The organism is Rothia terrae (genome assembly GCF_012396615.1).
Taxonomy (GTDB): Bacteria; Actinomycetota; Actinomycetes; order Actinomycetales; family Micrococcaceae; genus Rothia; species Rothia terrae.
On the sequence record NZ_JAAXPV010000010.1, the window covers coordinates 89,891 to 105,355 of the forward strand.

At 53.2% G+C, this 15,465-nt stretch carries 13 protein-coding genes; 8 read left to right on the forward strand and 5 right to left on the reverse strand.

What is annotated here, in order from left to right:
• Position 1: 1 nt before the first annotated feature.
• The 4 genes from HF984_RS07050 to HF984_RS07065 all read left to right on the forward strand — a co-directional run bounded on the left by HF984_RS07050 (position 2) and on the right by HF984_RS07065 (position 5,032).
• Positions 2-1,591, forward strand: a complete 1,590-nt coding sequence (locus HF984_RS07050) for a bifunctional hydroxymethylpyrimidine kinase/phosphomethylpyrimidine kinase (RefSeq protein WP_168614975.1) — start codon at positions 2-4, stop codon at positions 1,589-1,591.
• A 31-nt stretch (positions 1,592-1,622) separates the two neighbouring features.
• Positions 1,623-2,567 carry a patatin-like phospholipase family protein gene (locus HF984_RS07055; protein ID WP_168614976.1) on the forward strand — a complete coding sequence of 315 codons (945 nt, stop codon included), beginning with the start codon at positions 1,623-1,625 and terminating at the stop codon, positions 2,565-2,567.
• 14 nt (positions 2,568-2,581) lie between these two features.
• Positions 2,582-3,931 (forward strand): MFS transporter, encoded by a 1,350-nt coding sequence (locus HF984_RS07060; protein WP_168614977.1) that lies wholly within the window; start codon positions 2,582-2,584, stop codon positions 3,929-3,931.
• Between the two features lie 135 nt (positions 3,932-4,066).
• Positions 4,067-5,032, forward strand: a complete 966-nt coding sequence (locus HF984_RS07065; RefSeq protein ID WP_168614978.1) for a DMT family transporter — start codon at positions 4,067-4,069, stop codon at positions 5,030-5,032.
• Between the two features lie 78 nt (positions 5,033-5,110).
• On the opposite strand, the gene HF984_RS07070 is transcribed toward HF984_RS07065, so the two are convergent.
• Positions 5,111-6,181, reverse strand: coding sequence for a lipoate--protein ligase family protein (locus HF984_RS07070; protein ID WP_168614979.1), 1,071 nt, complete (start codon positions 6,179-6,181; stop codon positions 5,111-5,113).
• A gap of 141 nt (positions 6,182-6,322) precedes the next feature.
• Here HF984_RS07070 and tpx point away from each other — a divergent pair, with 141 nt between their 5' ends.
• The 3 genes from tpx to HF984_RS07085 all read left to right on the forward strand — a co-directional run bounded on the left by tpx (position 6,323) and on the right by HF984_RS07085 (position 9,179).
• Positions 6,323-6,823, forward strand: coding sequence for a thiol peroxidase (tpx, locus tag HF984_RS07075; protein WP_168614980.1), 501 nt, complete (start codon positions 6,323-6,325; stop codon positions 6,821-6,823).
• A gap of 167 nt (positions 6,824-6,990) precedes the next feature.
• Positions 6,991-7,437 carry an OsmC family protein gene (locus HF984_RS07080; protein ID WP_168614981.1) on the forward strand — a complete coding sequence of 149 codons (447 nt, stop codon included), beginning with the start codon at positions 6,991-6,993 and terminating at the stop codon, positions 7,435-7,437.
• Between the two features lie 248 nt (positions 7,438-7,685).
• Positions 7,686-9,179: an amino acid permease gene (locus tag HF984_RS07085; RefSeq protein ID WP_168614982.1), complete on the forward strand. Its 1,494-nt coding sequence runs from the start codon at positions 7,686-7,688 to the stop codon at positions 9,177-9,179.
• A gap of 298 nt (positions 9,180-9,477) precedes the next feature.
• On the opposite strand, the gene HF984_RS11730 is transcribed toward HF984_RS07085, so the two are convergent.
• The 3 genes from HF984_RS11730 to HF984_RS07100 are packed head-to-tail and all read right to left on the reverse strand — an operon-like array spanning position 9,478 to position 12,474.
• Positions 9,478-10,830, reverse strand: a complete 1,353-nt coding sequence (locus tag HF984_RS11730) for a cation:proton antiporter domain-containing protein (RefSeq protein WP_168614983.1) — start codon at positions 10,828-10,830, stop codon at positions 9,478-9,480.
• On the reverse strand, positions 10,797-11,078 hold the full coding sequence (locus HF984_RS11735; protein ID WP_168614984.1) for a cation:proton antiporter domain-containing protein: 282 nt from the start codon (positions 11,076-11,078) through the stop codon (positions 10,797-10,799). The genes HF984_RS11730 and HF984_RS11735 overlap by 34 nt, the downstream gene beginning before the upstream one ends.
• Before the next feature lie 25 nt (positions 11,079-11,103).
• Positions 11,104-12,474 carry a DUF2252 family protein gene (locus HF984_RS07100; RefSeq protein WP_168614985.1) on the reverse strand — a complete coding sequence of 457 codons (1,371 nt, stop codon included), beginning with the start codon at positions 12,472-12,474 and terminating at the stop codon, positions 11,104-11,106.
• A 218-nt stretch (positions 12,475-12,692) separates the two neighbouring features.
• Between HF984_RS07100 and HF984_RS07105 the strand changes: the two genes are divergently transcribed.
• Complete coding sequence (locus tag HF984_RS07105) at positions 12,693-13,313, forward strand: thymidine kinase (protein ID WP_168614986.1); 621 nt, start codon at positions 12,693-12,695, stop codon at positions 13,311-13,313.
• Positions 13,314-13,607: 294 nt separating this feature from the next.
• Here the strand turns inward: HF984_RS07105 and HF984_RS07110 are convergent, their stop codons facing one another.
• Entirely contained in the window at positions 13,608-15,278 is a 1,671-nt protein-coding gene (locus HF984_RS07110) for an AAA family ATPase (RefSeq protein WP_168614987.1), read from the reverse strand.
• Positions 15,279-15,465 lie beyond the last annotated feature (187 nt).

The window sequence follows — 15,465 nt, forward strand, 5'->3', positions numbered from 1 at the left end:
GATGGCTATTCCTCGCGTACTTTCCATTGCGGGAACAGACCCCACCGGTGGCGCCGGGATCCACGCCGATATTAAATCTATTACTGCTGCCGGCGGCTACGCTATGGGAGCGGTGACCGCACTGGTTTCGCAGAACACCCACGGGGTAACTGACGTACATTACCCCGACGCCTCAGTGCTTACCATCCAGTTGGAAGCGGTATCAGCAGACGTGATTGTCGATGCTGTGAAGATTGGTATGCTCGGACAAACTGCCTATATTGATGCTGTCAACCAGTGGCTAGAGAAAACAAAACCGCCGATTGTGGTCATTGATCCGGTGATGGTTGCAACCTCAGGCGACAGACTCATCGATGAGGACGCCGAGCAGCATCTGCGTCAGCTTTTTCACCGTGCAACGGTGCTAACTCCCAATACTCCAGAGCTTGAAATTCTGGCAGGATGCGAAAGCGGGAGCATTCTCAGTGATGAGGGCGCGATTGATGCGGCGCGTACACTGGCGCAGCAGTACGACGTGCTGGTGGCGGTGAAGGGCGGGCATCTTGACGGAGAGCGCATTATCAATCATCTGGTGGCAGCGCACGGTATTGTTGCGACCACCATGCAACCTCGCATTCAAACAAAATCAACTCACGGCACCGGTTGCTCACAGTCGTCGGCGCTGGCTACCCGGCTCGCGGCAGGGGAGAACCCCCAGGATGCTTTAGGCTGGGTGACGCGTTGGCTACACGATTCCATTAGGGCGGCCGATGGACTGCAGGTTGGCACGGGGCACGGTCCCATTGACCACTCGCATCGGGCGCGTACTCTCGCCGCTCATGCGCTCAGCACACCGTGGTTATCGCAAACTGTGGATCTGCAGGCGTTCGCCTCAGATCCTTCCTCCGACTTATTGCCGCACGCTGACGCCGTGGCACGTTACCGCATCCAACCTGCCGGTCAGTGGACGCGTCTGCTGGCGCAGCTAACGCACGATATCTTAGAGCAAACCCTGTTCGATGACTTTCTCACCGGTTTGCGGGAAGGAACTCTTGAAACCTGGGAGTTCACCGCTTATCAGCGTCAGGACGCGCACTACCTCAACCGCTACGCGCGTGCCTTAGCGGCGTTGGCGGCGCGAGCATCAGACCCGGTGCACACTGTGTTTTGGAGTTCCGGTAGCGCCTCAGCTATCTCTGTGGAACAGGTTCTTCACCATACGTGGTTGGCTGAGGTTACCGGTGAGGAGCTGACCCAGGTAGTCTCGATGGCTATCACGCCCATTACTGCCGGGTACACCAACCACCTGTTAGCAAACACTGCATTAGAAAGCTACGTTGTAGGTGCAGCCGCCGTTCTGCCCTGTTATTGGATGTACGCAGAAATAGGCCTTCGACTCAGCGAAATCAACACTGAAGATCACCCTTACCATGCGTGGCTGACCACCTATCAGGACGAAGCTTTTACCCGTTCTACTCAACAGGCGATTGCTATCGTTGAAAGTCTGTTAGCGGCTGCTTCTGCACCCGAACGTGAACAAGCCATGCGCGCGTTTATCGAAGCAAGCCTCTGGGAGCGTGAATTTTTCGACCAGGCTAGCCGTATGCGCTAAGTACAAAAAGTGTGCAGTAAAGTTAGGCTTTATGCACCCCACCTTAGAACTTATTCAGCAACGCTATGAATCAAACTCTCTTCCCCTGCATCGTACTGACGATGCGCGGTTAGCCCTTGTGCTGGAAGGCGGAAGTTCACGCGCTGCCTACGGCGGTGGCATGGTGGGCGTGCTCGAAGACTACGGACTTGTGGATGTTTTTGACGCGGTCTACGGCACCTCAGCCGGTGCGCTGAACGCCGCCTGGTTTGTCTGCCAGCGCGCCAACGCTAATATGTTCGGCTGGTGGGAGCCGGAATCGATGAAATCAATCATCAATTTTTGCAACGTGCTGGCGCGTAAGCCTATCGTTGATGGCGACTACCTGATTGATTACGTGTACCAGAACATCACGCACATGGGTTTTGACGACATCATCGCATCAGACGTGGAGTATCACGCTATCGCAACCGACGCTGACACCGGTGAAAACGTTGACCTTCACCCCTTCATCACCGATGTTCCCAGCCTGAAAAAAGCGATGAAGGCGACCGCGCGCATCCCCGTGCTTTCCGGACAGCCGGTGGAGCTTGCCGGACGCCGGTTTATTGACGGCGGTATGACGGAGAACGTACCCGTTGAAACTGCTCTTGCTGACGGCGCTACGCATGTACTGGTCATCCGCACCAAAGCCCCGAACATTGAGCTACCGGCTACCAACAAATACAAGCAGCGCGTTGTCACCCGTTGGATGGAAAAACACACGCCTGGTTCAGCGCACACCTGGGAGCTTCGCAACCGGCGCAAGCAGGAGATTGAGATTCTGATGCACGAATCTTCTGACCGCGTACTGCAGGTAGCACCGCCTGCAGACGCGCCGAAAATCTCCATGGTCAACAGCAACACTCAAACACTCAAACGCGCGGTGGACATCGGCAAAACCACCATGCAAGCGGCGCTCGCTCCACTCAACCTTGACCAGCGCTCACGCCGATAGGAGGTAAAGCACTCATGAAATGGCTCATTTGGGCGGTGAGCGTACTTGCCTACGTGCTAGCTGTCATCAACCGAAGCTCGTTTTCTGCCCTCGGCCCCGTTGCCCAGGAGCACTTTGGCGCCGAAGCAACCGCGCTGTCTACCTTCGTCACCGTGCAACTGGTAGTGTACGCCGGTGCGCAGATTCCCGTAGGCATTGCGCTTGATCGCTGGGGCGCACCAACCCTGATTACCAGCGGCCTCAGCGCAATGGCAGCTGGCCAGTTCCTGCTAGGAGCCTCAGACTCCATTCCCGTTGCGATTATCGCCCGCATCCTCGTTGGTGCGGGGGACGCGTGCATCTTCACCTCAATGGTCCGGCTCATCTCTGAATGGTTCGGTTTCAAACAGATTCCCGTGATGAACCAGCTCAGCGGCAACATCGGACAAATCGGGCAGATTATTGCCGTCACCCCGCTGGTGATGCTGGTTGCCGCCGCCGGATGGCAAGGAGGCTTTAGCGTCCTCGCCATACTCTGCCTGATCGTGGCGCTCGCATCCGCTGTTATTCTGCGCGATAACCCGCGCCAGAACACCGTTCTGCAACGTTTGCGCGGCAAGAAAGCCCAGCAACACTTTGAACAGGCTAACCTCGAACAAGCTCATCAGGCATCGCCGATTACCGAGGCGCTACCGATTACCGGGCCAAACTCCAGCGGTATTTTTCCGGCACTCAAGGCACTGCTCAAACGCCCGGGTATACGTATGGCGTTTTGGGTGCACCTGTCAACATCTTTCACGATTTTCAACTTCACCCTGCTGTGGGGCACCCCGTTTGTGACTGGCGGTCTAGGCTATTCGCAAGGTGTTGCAGCGATGCTGATTACCACCATCATTATCACCACACTCGTCTTCGGTGTTTTTGCGGGCGGCTTGCTCACCCGTTTTGCCAGCTACCGCGTACACATGGTGCTAGGACTGGTCATCTGCTCACAAATTTTGTGGGCAATCATCGTCTTGATGCCCGGTCAACCTCCGCTGTGGCTACTCTTTACGCTGGTCATTGTGCTTGGAATGAGTAGTCCCATTTCGATGGTCGCCTTCGAGCTCGTTCGTGCTCACGCACCACTGTCGCAACGCGGCGTAGCCACCGGCATCGCCAACATGGGCGGTTACGTTGGTGCTTTTTCGATGATGCTGATCGTTGGCCTTCTGCTGGATGCGCAGGGCGCTGGCTCACCCGACACCTACGCCATGCAACCGTTCAAGTGGGCAATGGCGTCCCAGCTGGTAGTCGGAGTACTGGGAATCTGCATGATTCTGCGTGAGTACCCCAAAGCCAAAAAATATTTGCTCTCAAAATACCCGCCCTCGCACAGAGGCTAACTGGCAGCAGGCACTACTGCCCAACAGTTACTACTTCTGAACATAGCGTCCTAAGTGAGAACGCGCGAGATGACGGTTCGCAGATACTTTCACCTACAATAAAAATGAACAGAGGCGGGTGAAAGGACATTAGATATGCAGGGGCTTGAAACATTCGGTGTAGGTATTGGCGTGCTGGCAGGCTTGCTGTTGCCTATCCAGACCTGCCTGAACTCGCGGCTGCGTGAATCTGTAGGATCGCCCTTTCTCTCGTCCTTGATTTCGTTCATTGGCGGTACGGTGTTTTTGTTCATCGTTACCTTATGTGTGAATGGCTCCGTGCTCTTTCCGCTCAGCACCTTCGCGCAGAACCCCGCGTGGCTGTGGCTCGGCGGTTTATTCGGCGTTATTGGTCTCACCACTAACATCTTTATCTTTCCCAAAATCGGTGGAGTTCAAACCGCGATTCTGCCGATTACCGGACAGATTATTATGGGGCTGATTATCGATACTTTCGGGCTGTTCTACTCAGCCCAGCAAACACTCAATATCACCCGGCTACTCGGTATCTTGCTGGTAATCGCCGGCGTGGTTGGTGCCGTAGTTCTGGGGCAAAAGCGCTCGCATAAAAACCTGCCTTCAGATTCTTCGCCCTCTGATGGACAGGACGCAGGGCTGTGGGGCTGGCGCGCGCTCGCACTGGGAACAGGCTTCTTGATGGCCGCGCAGTCAGCTATCAACGGTCACCTCGGTGTAGTTCTCGGTTCAAGCGCTAAGTCAGCATTTGTATCTTTCACCGTTGGTACCATCGTTTTAGCCCTGATTGCTTGCGTGCTCAAGCTGAAGATTCGCATCCGCGTGCCTCAAGGCAAGACGAAGAACCCCTGGTGGATGTACTTTGGCGGCGTGCTTGGTGCGCTGTTTGTTGCCGGTAACGCGCTTCTTGTGCCCGTTCTCGGCACCGGGCTGACGATTATGGCGGCTTTGACCGGCATGATTACCGGCTCGCTCATGGTCGACAAATTTGGGCTTCTGCAGGCTCCGCAGCGGGCAGTAACGCTGACGCAGGTGCTCAGTCTGGGCGTCATGGTCATCGGCATTGCGCTGGTGCGCCTGACGTAAAGGCATCTCACGCGACAGGACGCGCCCCTGAGTCAAGGGACGCGTCCTTTCATGTTTGTACGGCGGGTAAGCTGCGCTTTATGGCACGCGATGACGCCACTGCTCGGTGGAGAACTTCTCATCAACGAGCTTTTGACCGGCTGCCAAATCAGCTTCGCTGAGTTTGCCCATGTGAGAGGCGTAGCGGGAGGTGAAAGTGTCGATGAGGGTCTGCACCACTTCTTCGCGGGTCGCACCGGTTTGACGGCGTAGCGGGTCTACTCGCTTCTTCGCTGAGCGGATTCCCTTGTCAACGATTTTGACCTTACCGATGCGCAAAACGTCCATCATCTTATTGGCATCGATATCGTAGGACATAGTGACGTGGTGTAGAACTGCACCGTTAATACGCTTTTGTGCGGCACCACCAATCTTGCCGTTATCCGATGTGATGTCATTGATCGGCTGGTACCAGGCATTGACGCCCAGTTTTTTCAATGCCGCCAAAACCCACTGATCCAGGTACTCGTAAGACTGCTCGTAGCTCAGACCAGCAACGAGTTCTTCAGGGAGGTACAGCGAGTAGGTTACGCAGTTGCCGGCTTCCATGAACATGGCACCGCCGCCAGAGATGCGTCGAACTGCCTGTATACCGTGCTTCTCAACGCCTTCTTGGTTAATTTCGTTTTGGTACGACTGGTATGAGCCAAAGACTACCGCGCGATCTTCCCAGTCCCAGATGCGCATGGTGGGGCCGCGGCGTCCTGCCTGCACTTCTTCAAGCAGGTACTGGTCAAGACCAACATTCAAAGGTGAGGGGAGCGGGCCGGGATTAAGAACCTCCCACTCGTAATCGGTGAAATCCTTGGCGCCGGATACAGCTCGTTTAACCACGAGAGCCACATCAGCGGTAGAGAATCCATGGAGCGCAAGCGACTCACCGTATTTAGCGAGTGACGCGTCCAGGCGGTTCTTCAGCTCATCGGCAGAATCTTTGGTGGACGCATCGACCAACGCCTGCGTCATATCGTCGAAAGCCTCTTCAGGCTCTAGAAAATAGTCCCCTGAAATAAGCGTTGAGGTAATGATGGTGTCCTCAACGGTTACATCTGCAACGAGCAGTTTTCCGCCGGGAACCTTGTACTCAAAATGGAAGGAATTCGTGTTCATGCAGCAGAGTCTATGCCCGGCCCAGCAGCTTGTATAGGAAGTTCGCAACCAGCCAATCTTTACCCGCAGGCAGACTTGGCAATCAGCTTAATTACGTTTTCTACCTGTACAAAGTGCTGATATGTGACCCACAATAAAGATATGGCTGAAACTAAATTCCAAGGAACTGAAGTACACACCGTTGGCGAGCTGCCCGCAGTAGGCGCGCTCGCACCGGCGTTTTTGACCGTCAACACCGACCTCGAAGACGTCAGCGCTGATAAGTACTCAGGTAAGAACATCGTTCTCAATATCTTCCCGTCCATCGACACCGGCGTCTGCGCACAGTCAGTCCGCCAGTTCAACCAGGACGCTACCAAGCTCGAAAACACCGTTGTTGTAGGTGTTTCACAGGACCTTCCCTTCGCACTGGGACGCTTCTGCGCTGCTGAGGGCATCGAAAACGTTGAAGCAACCTCAGCATTCCGCTCATCATTCGGTGAAGACTACGGCGTGAAGATGGAAGACGGCCCTCTGGCAGGTCTGCTGGCGCGCGCAGTTGTCATCATCAACACCGAGGGCGAAGTTATCTACACCGAGCTCGTTCCCGAAATCACCGAAGAGCCTAACTACCAGGCAGCTTTGGACGCGCTCAAGAAGTAACGCGTTACAGCTTTTAACTTTGTTCGGCCTCGTCGCTATGTAGCGGCGGGGCCGTTGTAGTGTGTATGCGGTGTCCGTCTTCGCAAATGCGGGCACCACTCAGGAATATTTCGAGTACTCGCGTCCTTATACTGGGGTAAGAAAAATCTTCTGAAAGGACGTCTGACATGAGCGAAAACAACGAGCGCGCGCAAGACCCCAACTACCGCGCAGTTAAAGTGGAACGCGTTGGACAAAAGCACTACCGCGCCACCAATAAAAACGGCGACACTCTCGATTTCGGGCAAGGCGAGGGGATGCTCACTCCGGTCGAGCTCCTGCTGGCAGCTATTGCAGGATGCTCGTCTGTTGACGTTGACGTCGTCACCTCTCGCCGTAGCGAACCCGAAACGTTCGAGGTACTGTCCTCGGGCATTCGCAAAGACGATAACGGTGCCGTCAGCCTGGACGATATCGAGGTCAGTTTCAATGTGAAATTCCCGGCCGACGCTGATGGTGAAAAGGCACAGGGAATGGTCGATCGCCTCATCAAACTTTCAGCAGAAAAAGACTGCACCGTTTCGCGCACTGTCGAACACGGCGCATCCGTCAATTTCATCAACGAAAACGCGTAAGCTACGTCTACGAAAAACCCAGCATTACAAGGGCATCTGTACTCACAGCAGATGCCCTTGTGCACACCTTGCTGGTAGATGCGCCTCAAGAAAAGCCCCGACACTTGCCTGCAGTGGGCAAGGACTGAGAGATAAAGTGATGAGCAGACTTAGAAAGAACGCCGCGCGGTGGTAATCTAAAGAAAGTCTTAAGGGGCATAAGAAAACATTAAGATGCCCGTTCACCAACGTTACGGAAAAACACTCCTATGGCTTCACACTCAGCCGGGTCGGATATCGAGCAGGTCAACACCACCGCCGACGACTCCAAGCTTCAGCGCGGGCTGGCTAACCGCCACCTGCAAATGATCGCAATCGGCGGTGCAATCGGTACCGGTCTGTTCGTGGCATCAGGCTCATCCATCGCAACAGCAGGCCCCGGCGGCGCACTTCTCGCCTACGGCCTCATCGGCATCATGGTGCTCCTGCTCATGCAGTCACTGGGCGAAATGGCAGCGCACCTGCCCATCGCAGGCTCCTTCCAAGCCTACGCATCCCGCTACGTCTCACCCTCATTCGGCTTCGCAATGGGCTGGAACTACTGGTTCAACTGGGCAATCACTCTCGCTGCCGAGCTCGTCGCAGCAGGCATCATCATGGCTTACTGGTTCCCCAGTGTCCCCGGATGGATCTGGGCAGCAGTCTTTCTCGTAGCCCTCACCGGTCTCAACGCGGTCAGCGCTCGCGCCTACGGTGAAGGCGAATTCTGGCTGGCAACCATCAAGGTTGTCACCGTTATCGTCTTCCTCATCGCTGGCATTGCTATGATCTTCGGCATCTTCGGTGGACACACCGGCGGCCTCAAGTACTGGACCGAAGGCGATGCGCCCTTCGTCGGCGGCTGGCTATCCGTCGTCTCTATCTTCATGGTCGCAGGCTTCTCCTTCCAGGGCACCGAAATGATCGGTACCGCAGCCGGCGAAGCTGAGAACCCGCGTCGTGACGTCCCCAAGGCAATCAAGACCGTGTTCTGGCGCATCATGCTTTTCTACGTGGGCGCTATCTTCATCATCGGCACCCTGGTGGTGTACACCGACCCCAACCTGCTGCGCTCGGATGCAACCGACATTGCGTATTCGCCGTTCACCATGGTTTTTGAACGCGCGGGTCTGGCATTCGCAGCTGGACTGATGAACACCGTTATCCTGACCGCGATTCTTTCAGCCGGTAACTCCGGTCTCTACGTGTCCTCACGTATGCTCTACGGTTTGGCGAAAGAAGGTCAGGCGCCAAAGATTTTCACCCGCGTGAACTCAGGTGGCGTACCCGTACCGGCGCTACTCATGACCGCAGCTGTTGGCATGGTCGGCTTCATCACCGCCATCGTCGGTCAGGGCACCGCGTACACTTGGCTGATTAACATCTCCGGTCTGTCCGGCTTCATCGTGTGGGTTGGCGTGGCACTGTGTCACTTCCGCTTCCGCCGTGCCTACGTCAAGCAGGGTCACGACCTGAAAGCGTTGCCCTACCGTGCACCGCTGTTCCCTGTCGGCCCGATTCTCGCATTCGTCATGTGCAGCATTGTGATTCTCGGCCAGAACTATGAGGCGGTATTCGCAGGACGCGGCATGGAAGTTCTCAGCGCCTACATCGGCTTGCCCGTATTCATCGCTGTATGGCTGATCCACAAGGCTGTTACCAAGTCGAAGACCGTCCCGCTGGAGACCATGGACGTGTCAGGTTTGGACGTGCAGCAGCGCTAAATCCGCCTAGGCGGCTACTACATACAAAATTCCCGAGCTACATATGCTTTTGATATGTAGCTCGGGAATTTTTATGTTCACACTGTTCAATAAAAGTATGGGCGCGGCGAGCCAGCTACGCCTAGTCGCCAGCAGTCCCTCTCGCTTGACTCGCGCAGGGCGCTCGGAAGCGATTCACGTCAGACCCGATGCCAGCTGGCGACTACGCGTAACTGGCTCGGGGCTGGCGTTTATGGGAAGTTGACTACAAGCGTCCTACCTAAGCTGTTGTACATACCCACCTAGGTGTTTGCCCCGTCTACCGCGCCGCGTCCTTACGTTTCATCTCGATGAAGGCGTCGTAAGCGTGCTCCGCGAGTGTCTCACCCGCGCCATCGTACACGTTGATGACCTTGTCGATACCCAGCGCTTTGAGCTCTCGGTACTCATCGACATATTGGGCAACGGCGGCAAAGGCACATTCTGATTTAGCTTCGAGTGCGTAATGGTATGCCTCAACGTTCACACCGTGCGAGGGCATGGCGAGCACTACGAGTTCGACGTCTTGGTCGTCTTTGAGGCGCTTCCAGAATTCGGCGTCGGATGCGTCTGCCTCCAGCACGTTGTACCCGCGGGATTGTAGGTTTTCGACGCGGAATTCTGAGTTGTCTACGCCGACGACATTGAACTGATAGTCGCCTGCGAGCTGGTCGTAGGCACGGCGTCCGATGCGTCCCATGCCGAGTACGACGGCTTGTGCGGTGCCGAGGTCGATGGGGCGTTCTTCAGGGTGCATACGATCTTCTGGAACCTGTGGGATAAATGAACCGAACCATCGCGGGGGCTTGGAGCCACGCATATTGAGTACGGTTGAGACCACAAAGCTCAGCGAGACGGCGATGGAGAACGGTACAACCCAGGTTTCGCTGACGAGGCCTGTGCTGGCACCAATAACGCAGATGATAATGCAGAATTCTGAGAAGTTGGTGAGGGTAAAGGACGCGAGTGTCGAGGTTCGCGGGGATAGTCCGGTGAGGCGCAGAACGCCAGCGTAAATGACGGTATTAATGGGTAGTAGGATCAATAGCACGATGGCAAAGCCGACCTGCGCTAGCGTGGGCGTGGCGCTCAGGCCGATGGATACAAAGAATCCGATGAGCATGAATTCTTTGAGGGAGAAGAGAACGCGAGAGAGCTCGTTGGATTTGGGATGCGTGGCGATGAGCATACCGATGATGAGCGCGCCGAGATCACCCTTGATGCCGACGAGGTCGAAGAGCCAGTAGCCGGGAACAAAAGCCAGTACCACGCCGTAGAGCACGAGTAGCTCGCTGTGGCCAACGCGCGTCAGACCCTTGCCGAGGAGCCAGCGGGCGGGAATCAAGAGTACTAGCAGTAACGCCCACGGGCTGGGCAGATGTTCGCCGGTGAGAGCCATGAAGATGACGGCGAAGATATCTTGAATCACGAGGATGCCGATGGCTGTGCGTCCGTAGAGGGAACGTGTTTCGCCGCGTTCTTCGAGGGTTTTTACAACGAGTACTGTGGACGAGAACGACAGGGCAAAGCCGAGGAGTGCAGCCTCACCGAGCGGGACGATGCCGCTGCCGCCGAGCCCCAGCATCGTGAGCAGAAGAATCAGACCGGTACCCAGGAATGATGTGAGCACCACGTGTATGCCTTAGTCAGCCAGACTTCTTTGCGGGTAAGCAGGCGAACGTTGATTTTCAACCCGATGGTGAAGAGCATGAGCGTGACGCCGAGGTCGCCGAGTTCGGTGATGATCCCGAGCTCTTCGTAGCCCATGAAATTCAGTATGAGGCCGCTGACCAGAAAGCCGATCAGCGGTGGCAGGTTAATTTTCTTGGCGAATAAACCGCACAGCACCGGAACAACGAGATAGGGGATATAGTGCGACATCTGGCTCCTTTGCTGTGCTACGGGGTTAGAGACCGTACTGGACGGGTACGACACCCTTTTCTGCTACGTATTTGAGGTTTTCGAAGTCTTTCATGCACTGTTGCGCGTAGCCTTTTGACCACTGTGCCAGCGCGATATCTAGCGGTTTGCCGCCTTCAGCGAAGATCGCGATATCGCCGATGCGGTGTGATTGCGCGTGCGCGCGAGCCAGCAGGGACGCGCAGAGTTTAGCGGTGCCTTTGAGGCTGTTGGCGTCGAGCGCGGCGAGGTTGATGGACCCCTTCATATCGCGGAACTGACGCACGTAGTAGTCGCGGGGGAGTCCGTCGTGGCCGGGGATGCGGTCAACCCAGCCGAGGAACATATCTGACTGTGCCTGCAGGACCTTCTGCGATGCGACCACGCGGTAGCCGTTGCCGCGAATCTCGTTACCACCGGGAATGTGCGCTTGGGAGCCCATTTTGCCGTACTGGTAGAGAACGGAGGTCTGCGCTTCCTTGATTTGCAGGAAAAGCGGCGCGCGGTTGACGTCCTCAAGTAGCGAAATATAGCAGCGAGTGCCCACAGAACCTACACCGACCACGCGAAGCACCTGGTCAACGACCTCAAAACTCTGCAAAAGGTAGCGGATTTCGCTGGATGCGCTATTGATGTACTTGCCCCACAGCGTCTCTTGGACGTCCTTGGGCAGAGCATCGGAGTGCATGGTCAGCGGCGGCTGGTCAACGATGCGGTGGCTACCGTTTTCCTCGCGCACGGCGAATTTGGCGAGTGCTTGCGCTGAGTTGCGTGTGCGTGCCTTGTTGGTGATCTTTTCGAACTGCTTGCGCATCTTGCCGTGGGTGAGCGTGGGCAGAATATTGTCGGCGTCCACGGAGTAGTAGAAGCGCTCCAGGGTATCGAGCTCCAGCATCTCGAGCAGGGTCTCGCGGTAGTACTTGGAGGTCTTGCGGGTGATCTCGAAGGCGGTGTCTTCAGATTCTTTGTTGTCGAGGGCAGCCAGATAGACGGATGCCATCAGACGTTTGAGATCCCATTCCCAGGGGCCGTAACCTGACTCATCAAAGTCATTGAGATCGAACAGGAGCTTGCGCTCGGGGGAGGCGTAGAAACCGAAGTTGGAGATGTGCGCGTCACCGCAGATCAGCATGTGCACGGATGAGTTAGGCACAGTTGCTAGGTCAGCCGCCATGATGCCCGCTGTGCCGCGGTAGTACGCGAACGGCGACTCCAGCATACGCCCCATACGCACCGGCACCAGGTGCGCCAGACGCGTCTGGTTTTGCTCCATGAGGATGTCCAGCGGCTTGCGCTCTCGCTTAATCGGTTCAGAAAGAGCAGCGATATCGGATTTAGAGAGCACGGTGGGAGCCTTCCTCACATCGGTTTTACGCACGAAAATGCTTTTACTTAACACTAACCGGTCGCACGGTTGTGAACGTAACTGAGGGACGTTTGTGACGGGTGGACGAGGGAAGAGGTATGTCGACGTTCATAGCCGATAAGAACCCTCGCACTGAGACTGATGTCTAACACCGTTAGGCGGTTTGCGGGCAGGGCAGTGGGCTAGAATTATCTGCAGTTTTGGTTATTTGTGCGAAGGTGGTCTGTCTCGTGGCTAAGCTTTATTTCCGTTATGGCGCGATGAACTCGGGTAAGTCGACTGCGCTGTTGCAGGCTGCTTATAACTATGAGGAGCATGGCCAGCGCGTACTGCTGGCTAAGCCTCGTGTTGATACGAAGGGCGATACCGAGATTGTGTCGCGCCTGGGCGTGACGCGTCAGGCGGATTTTCTGATTGGCCCCACCGATAGCGCGCTGGAGCTCTTCCATGCGGCTGCAGCTCAGGATGAGAATGACGGACGCATGCACTGGCACCTGCCGGTTTCGTGCCTGCTCGTGGATGAGGCTCAGTTTCTCACTGCCGATCAGATTGATGATCTGATGCGTATTGCCGTGGTGGAAGATATCCCGGTGATGGCGTACGGTATCCGCACGGACTTCAAGACGATTGCGTTCCCCGGTTCTTCGCGTCTGCTGGAAATCGCGCATACGTTGGAAGAGCTGAAGACTATTTGCCGATGCGGACGCAAGGCTCTGTTCAATCCGCGTACGGTGGACGGCAAGTTCGTGTTTGAGGGCGACCAGGTAGCCATTGACGGCGTACACGTGGGCTACGAGTCGTTGTGTGCGACCTGCTACCTGGAGGAATCGGGCGGGAAACTGAGCCAGTAAGTTTTGCGCGCGCCGAGTTCCCATCTTTTGTACCAACTCCCACTCATTGAGCGGGAATTCGGTCAAAAAGTGGGAACTCATTGTCGTAGCAACCGCGTCAGCTGCCTTTTGAATTCGTTGGGACGACGCGTCACCATGTCCCAGTTGACGCGAAAGACTAGCAGTTCCTCACAGTCGTCTTGGTTCCGCCCGAAGCATATTCTAAACATGAATAAAATGGCTGGCTACCTAATATAATAGCCAACCGTTGTTATATAGAAATTAAAAAATATAATGAGTATATTTTGTTTCAAATTAAGAATGAAGCATACCTAGGGTTTTTTCACAATAATTCCTTAACTCATCATCATAAATTTCTACGTTATTGCACTCTGGGTTGGTGTCATGATGAAACTGTGAAGCATATCCATTTATATCTCGCAAAATATCAATTTGAAGGCTGTCATATGGAAATAAATTTGTATTATCGTTGCTCATCGTAGTTATTACGGTGCCCAACATGCTACTTCTAGATAGACTTCTGGGAAACTTTCTATGCAAATAACCTTCCAGTAAAGGTCTAATCGATTGAGCAACAATTATTTTCTTGTCCGCAAAGACCGATGGATTTTCTATAAATTGGCAAATATTGTCGTATCGTTTGTAGTAATCACTCTGACATTTTTGGAAAAGATCAATTTCAATAAAACTTGAGTATCTGTCACTTGTTGATGATATCTCAACAGAGTGTACTGATTCATCGCTTGCAGTACATTTTTGAAAAATATCCTTAGCAAAGAATTCATCATGAGTTAGAATAAAAACCTGTAATGCGTCCTTTGATATTTTTATAATTTCCTCAATGGTTTTTCTGCGTCGGACAGAATCGAGACTTGTAAAAGGGTCATCAAAAAAAACTATTGAGTTGCTTAGTGAGCGACTCCTTTTTAGAGCCGAAATAAAAAATGCGAAGCTAAGAGTTCTTTTGTCCCCTTCACTTAAGGCTGTACCAAATCTATTATCATTCCCGCTAGTAGTTATCTCATTTCCTCTTAGCTTTATATAAAATTCAGTTCTCTCTCCTCCTCTGAAATTGGTTTTGAAGGCTGATAAATCAAAATTTGCATAAAGGTTTCCCAGCTCACGGTTGATTGAATCTTTATACGTTGAGAGAACTAAATCGACTTCATCGGTATACTCCTTACGTAAATCTTTTTTAATTTTATTTATACCTGCTTCACGTCGCAATCCGATTTCAATTTTATCAATAATTTTTGATACTTCAGAGGTCGAACGCAGATGCTTGACTTGATATTGATATAGTTCTCGCTGGACTGAATTAATATCTGAAGAGTCTAAAGATTGTTTGTATGTTTCATATGTTTTATTTATATTATTAATTCGTTCTTCTAATGAGCTGATATTATCATTGATAGCATTGTACTTGTCGAAAAGTTCTTTGTAATTTGAAGAATCTACCATGGATTCATGAAATTTTTCTTTTTTAGCAACAATAAGGTCGCGGGCTATTATATAAAATGATTCGGTTAGTAGAACTAATCTGTCAACTTCTGGTACTGCTAATTCCTCAAAGCCATCCTCCACCCAGTGGGATCTATTTGCTATTTGATTACGGTTCCAGTCCTTTATTTTGCCTGACAATAAGGAAATCTGATCGGGCTTGAAAGAAATATCTAATGAATCTAATTTTTGTAGAAATTCGTTGATTTCTTCATTAAAATACACTTGGTATTGCTGGTAAATAGTGGAATCGGTTAGATTTTGGTCGCAAAATGGGCAATCCTCATTTTCTGATGAACGCAGTCCCTGTTGAATCCATGAGGGCGATACACCATGCTTTTGAATGTGGAGAGCAACATTTTCGCTGGCTCTTACATGAAAATCATCAACTGTTGTAGATATTAAATCAGTTATATCTGAAAATCTTTTATCGATTGAGACTATGTCGGCAATATTATTTTCCAATAACGGACGTTTTTTGATTGCCTGGATAGATTTCAGATTTGTTATCCTATCTTCTAACTTTGAGGCTTATTCAAAAGTAGGAACACACCCACACCCCACCAACTAGACAACGGCCCCACCAGCGGCAAAAATAAGAGGATTAAATCACTACAAATAACCTCAAACCATACCGGAAGAACCGTTGCTC

Coding starts and splice junctions, on each gene's coding strand:
- tpx (WP_168614980.1), top strand. CDS start 6,323: ATGGCTGAAACTAAATTCCAAGGAACTGAAGTACACACCGTTGGCGAG.
- HF984_RS07060 (WP_168614977.1), top strand. CDS start 2,582: ATGAAATGGCTCATTTGGGCGGTGAGCGTACTTGCCTACGTGCTAGCT.
- HF984_RS07050 (WP_168614975.1), top strand. CDS start 2: ATGGCTATTCCTCGCGTACTTTCCATTGCGGGAACAGACCCCACCGGT.
- HF984_RS11735 (WP_168614984.1), bottom strand. CDS start 11,078: ATGTCGCACTATATCCCCTATCTCGTTGTTCCGGTGCTGTGCGGTTTA.
- HF984_RS07085 (WP_168614982.1), top strand. CDS start 7,686: ATGGCTTCACACTCAGCCGGGTCGGATATCGAGCAGGTCAACACCACC.
- HF984_RS07070 (WP_168614979.1), bottom strand. CDS start 6,181: ATGAACACGAATTCCTTCCATTTTGAGTACAAGGTTCCCGGCGGAAAA.
- HF984_RS07055 (WP_168614976.1), top strand. CDS start 1,623: ATGCACCCCACCTTAGAACTTATTCAGCAACGCTATGAATCAAACTCT.
- HF984_RS07065 (WP_168614978.1), top strand. CDS start 4,067: ATGCAGGGGCTTGAAACATTCGGTGTAGGTATTGGCGTGCTGGCAGGC.
- HF984_RS07080 (WP_168614981.1), top strand. CDS start 6,991: ATGAGCGAAAACAACGAGCGCGCGCAAGACCCCAACTACCGCGCAGTT.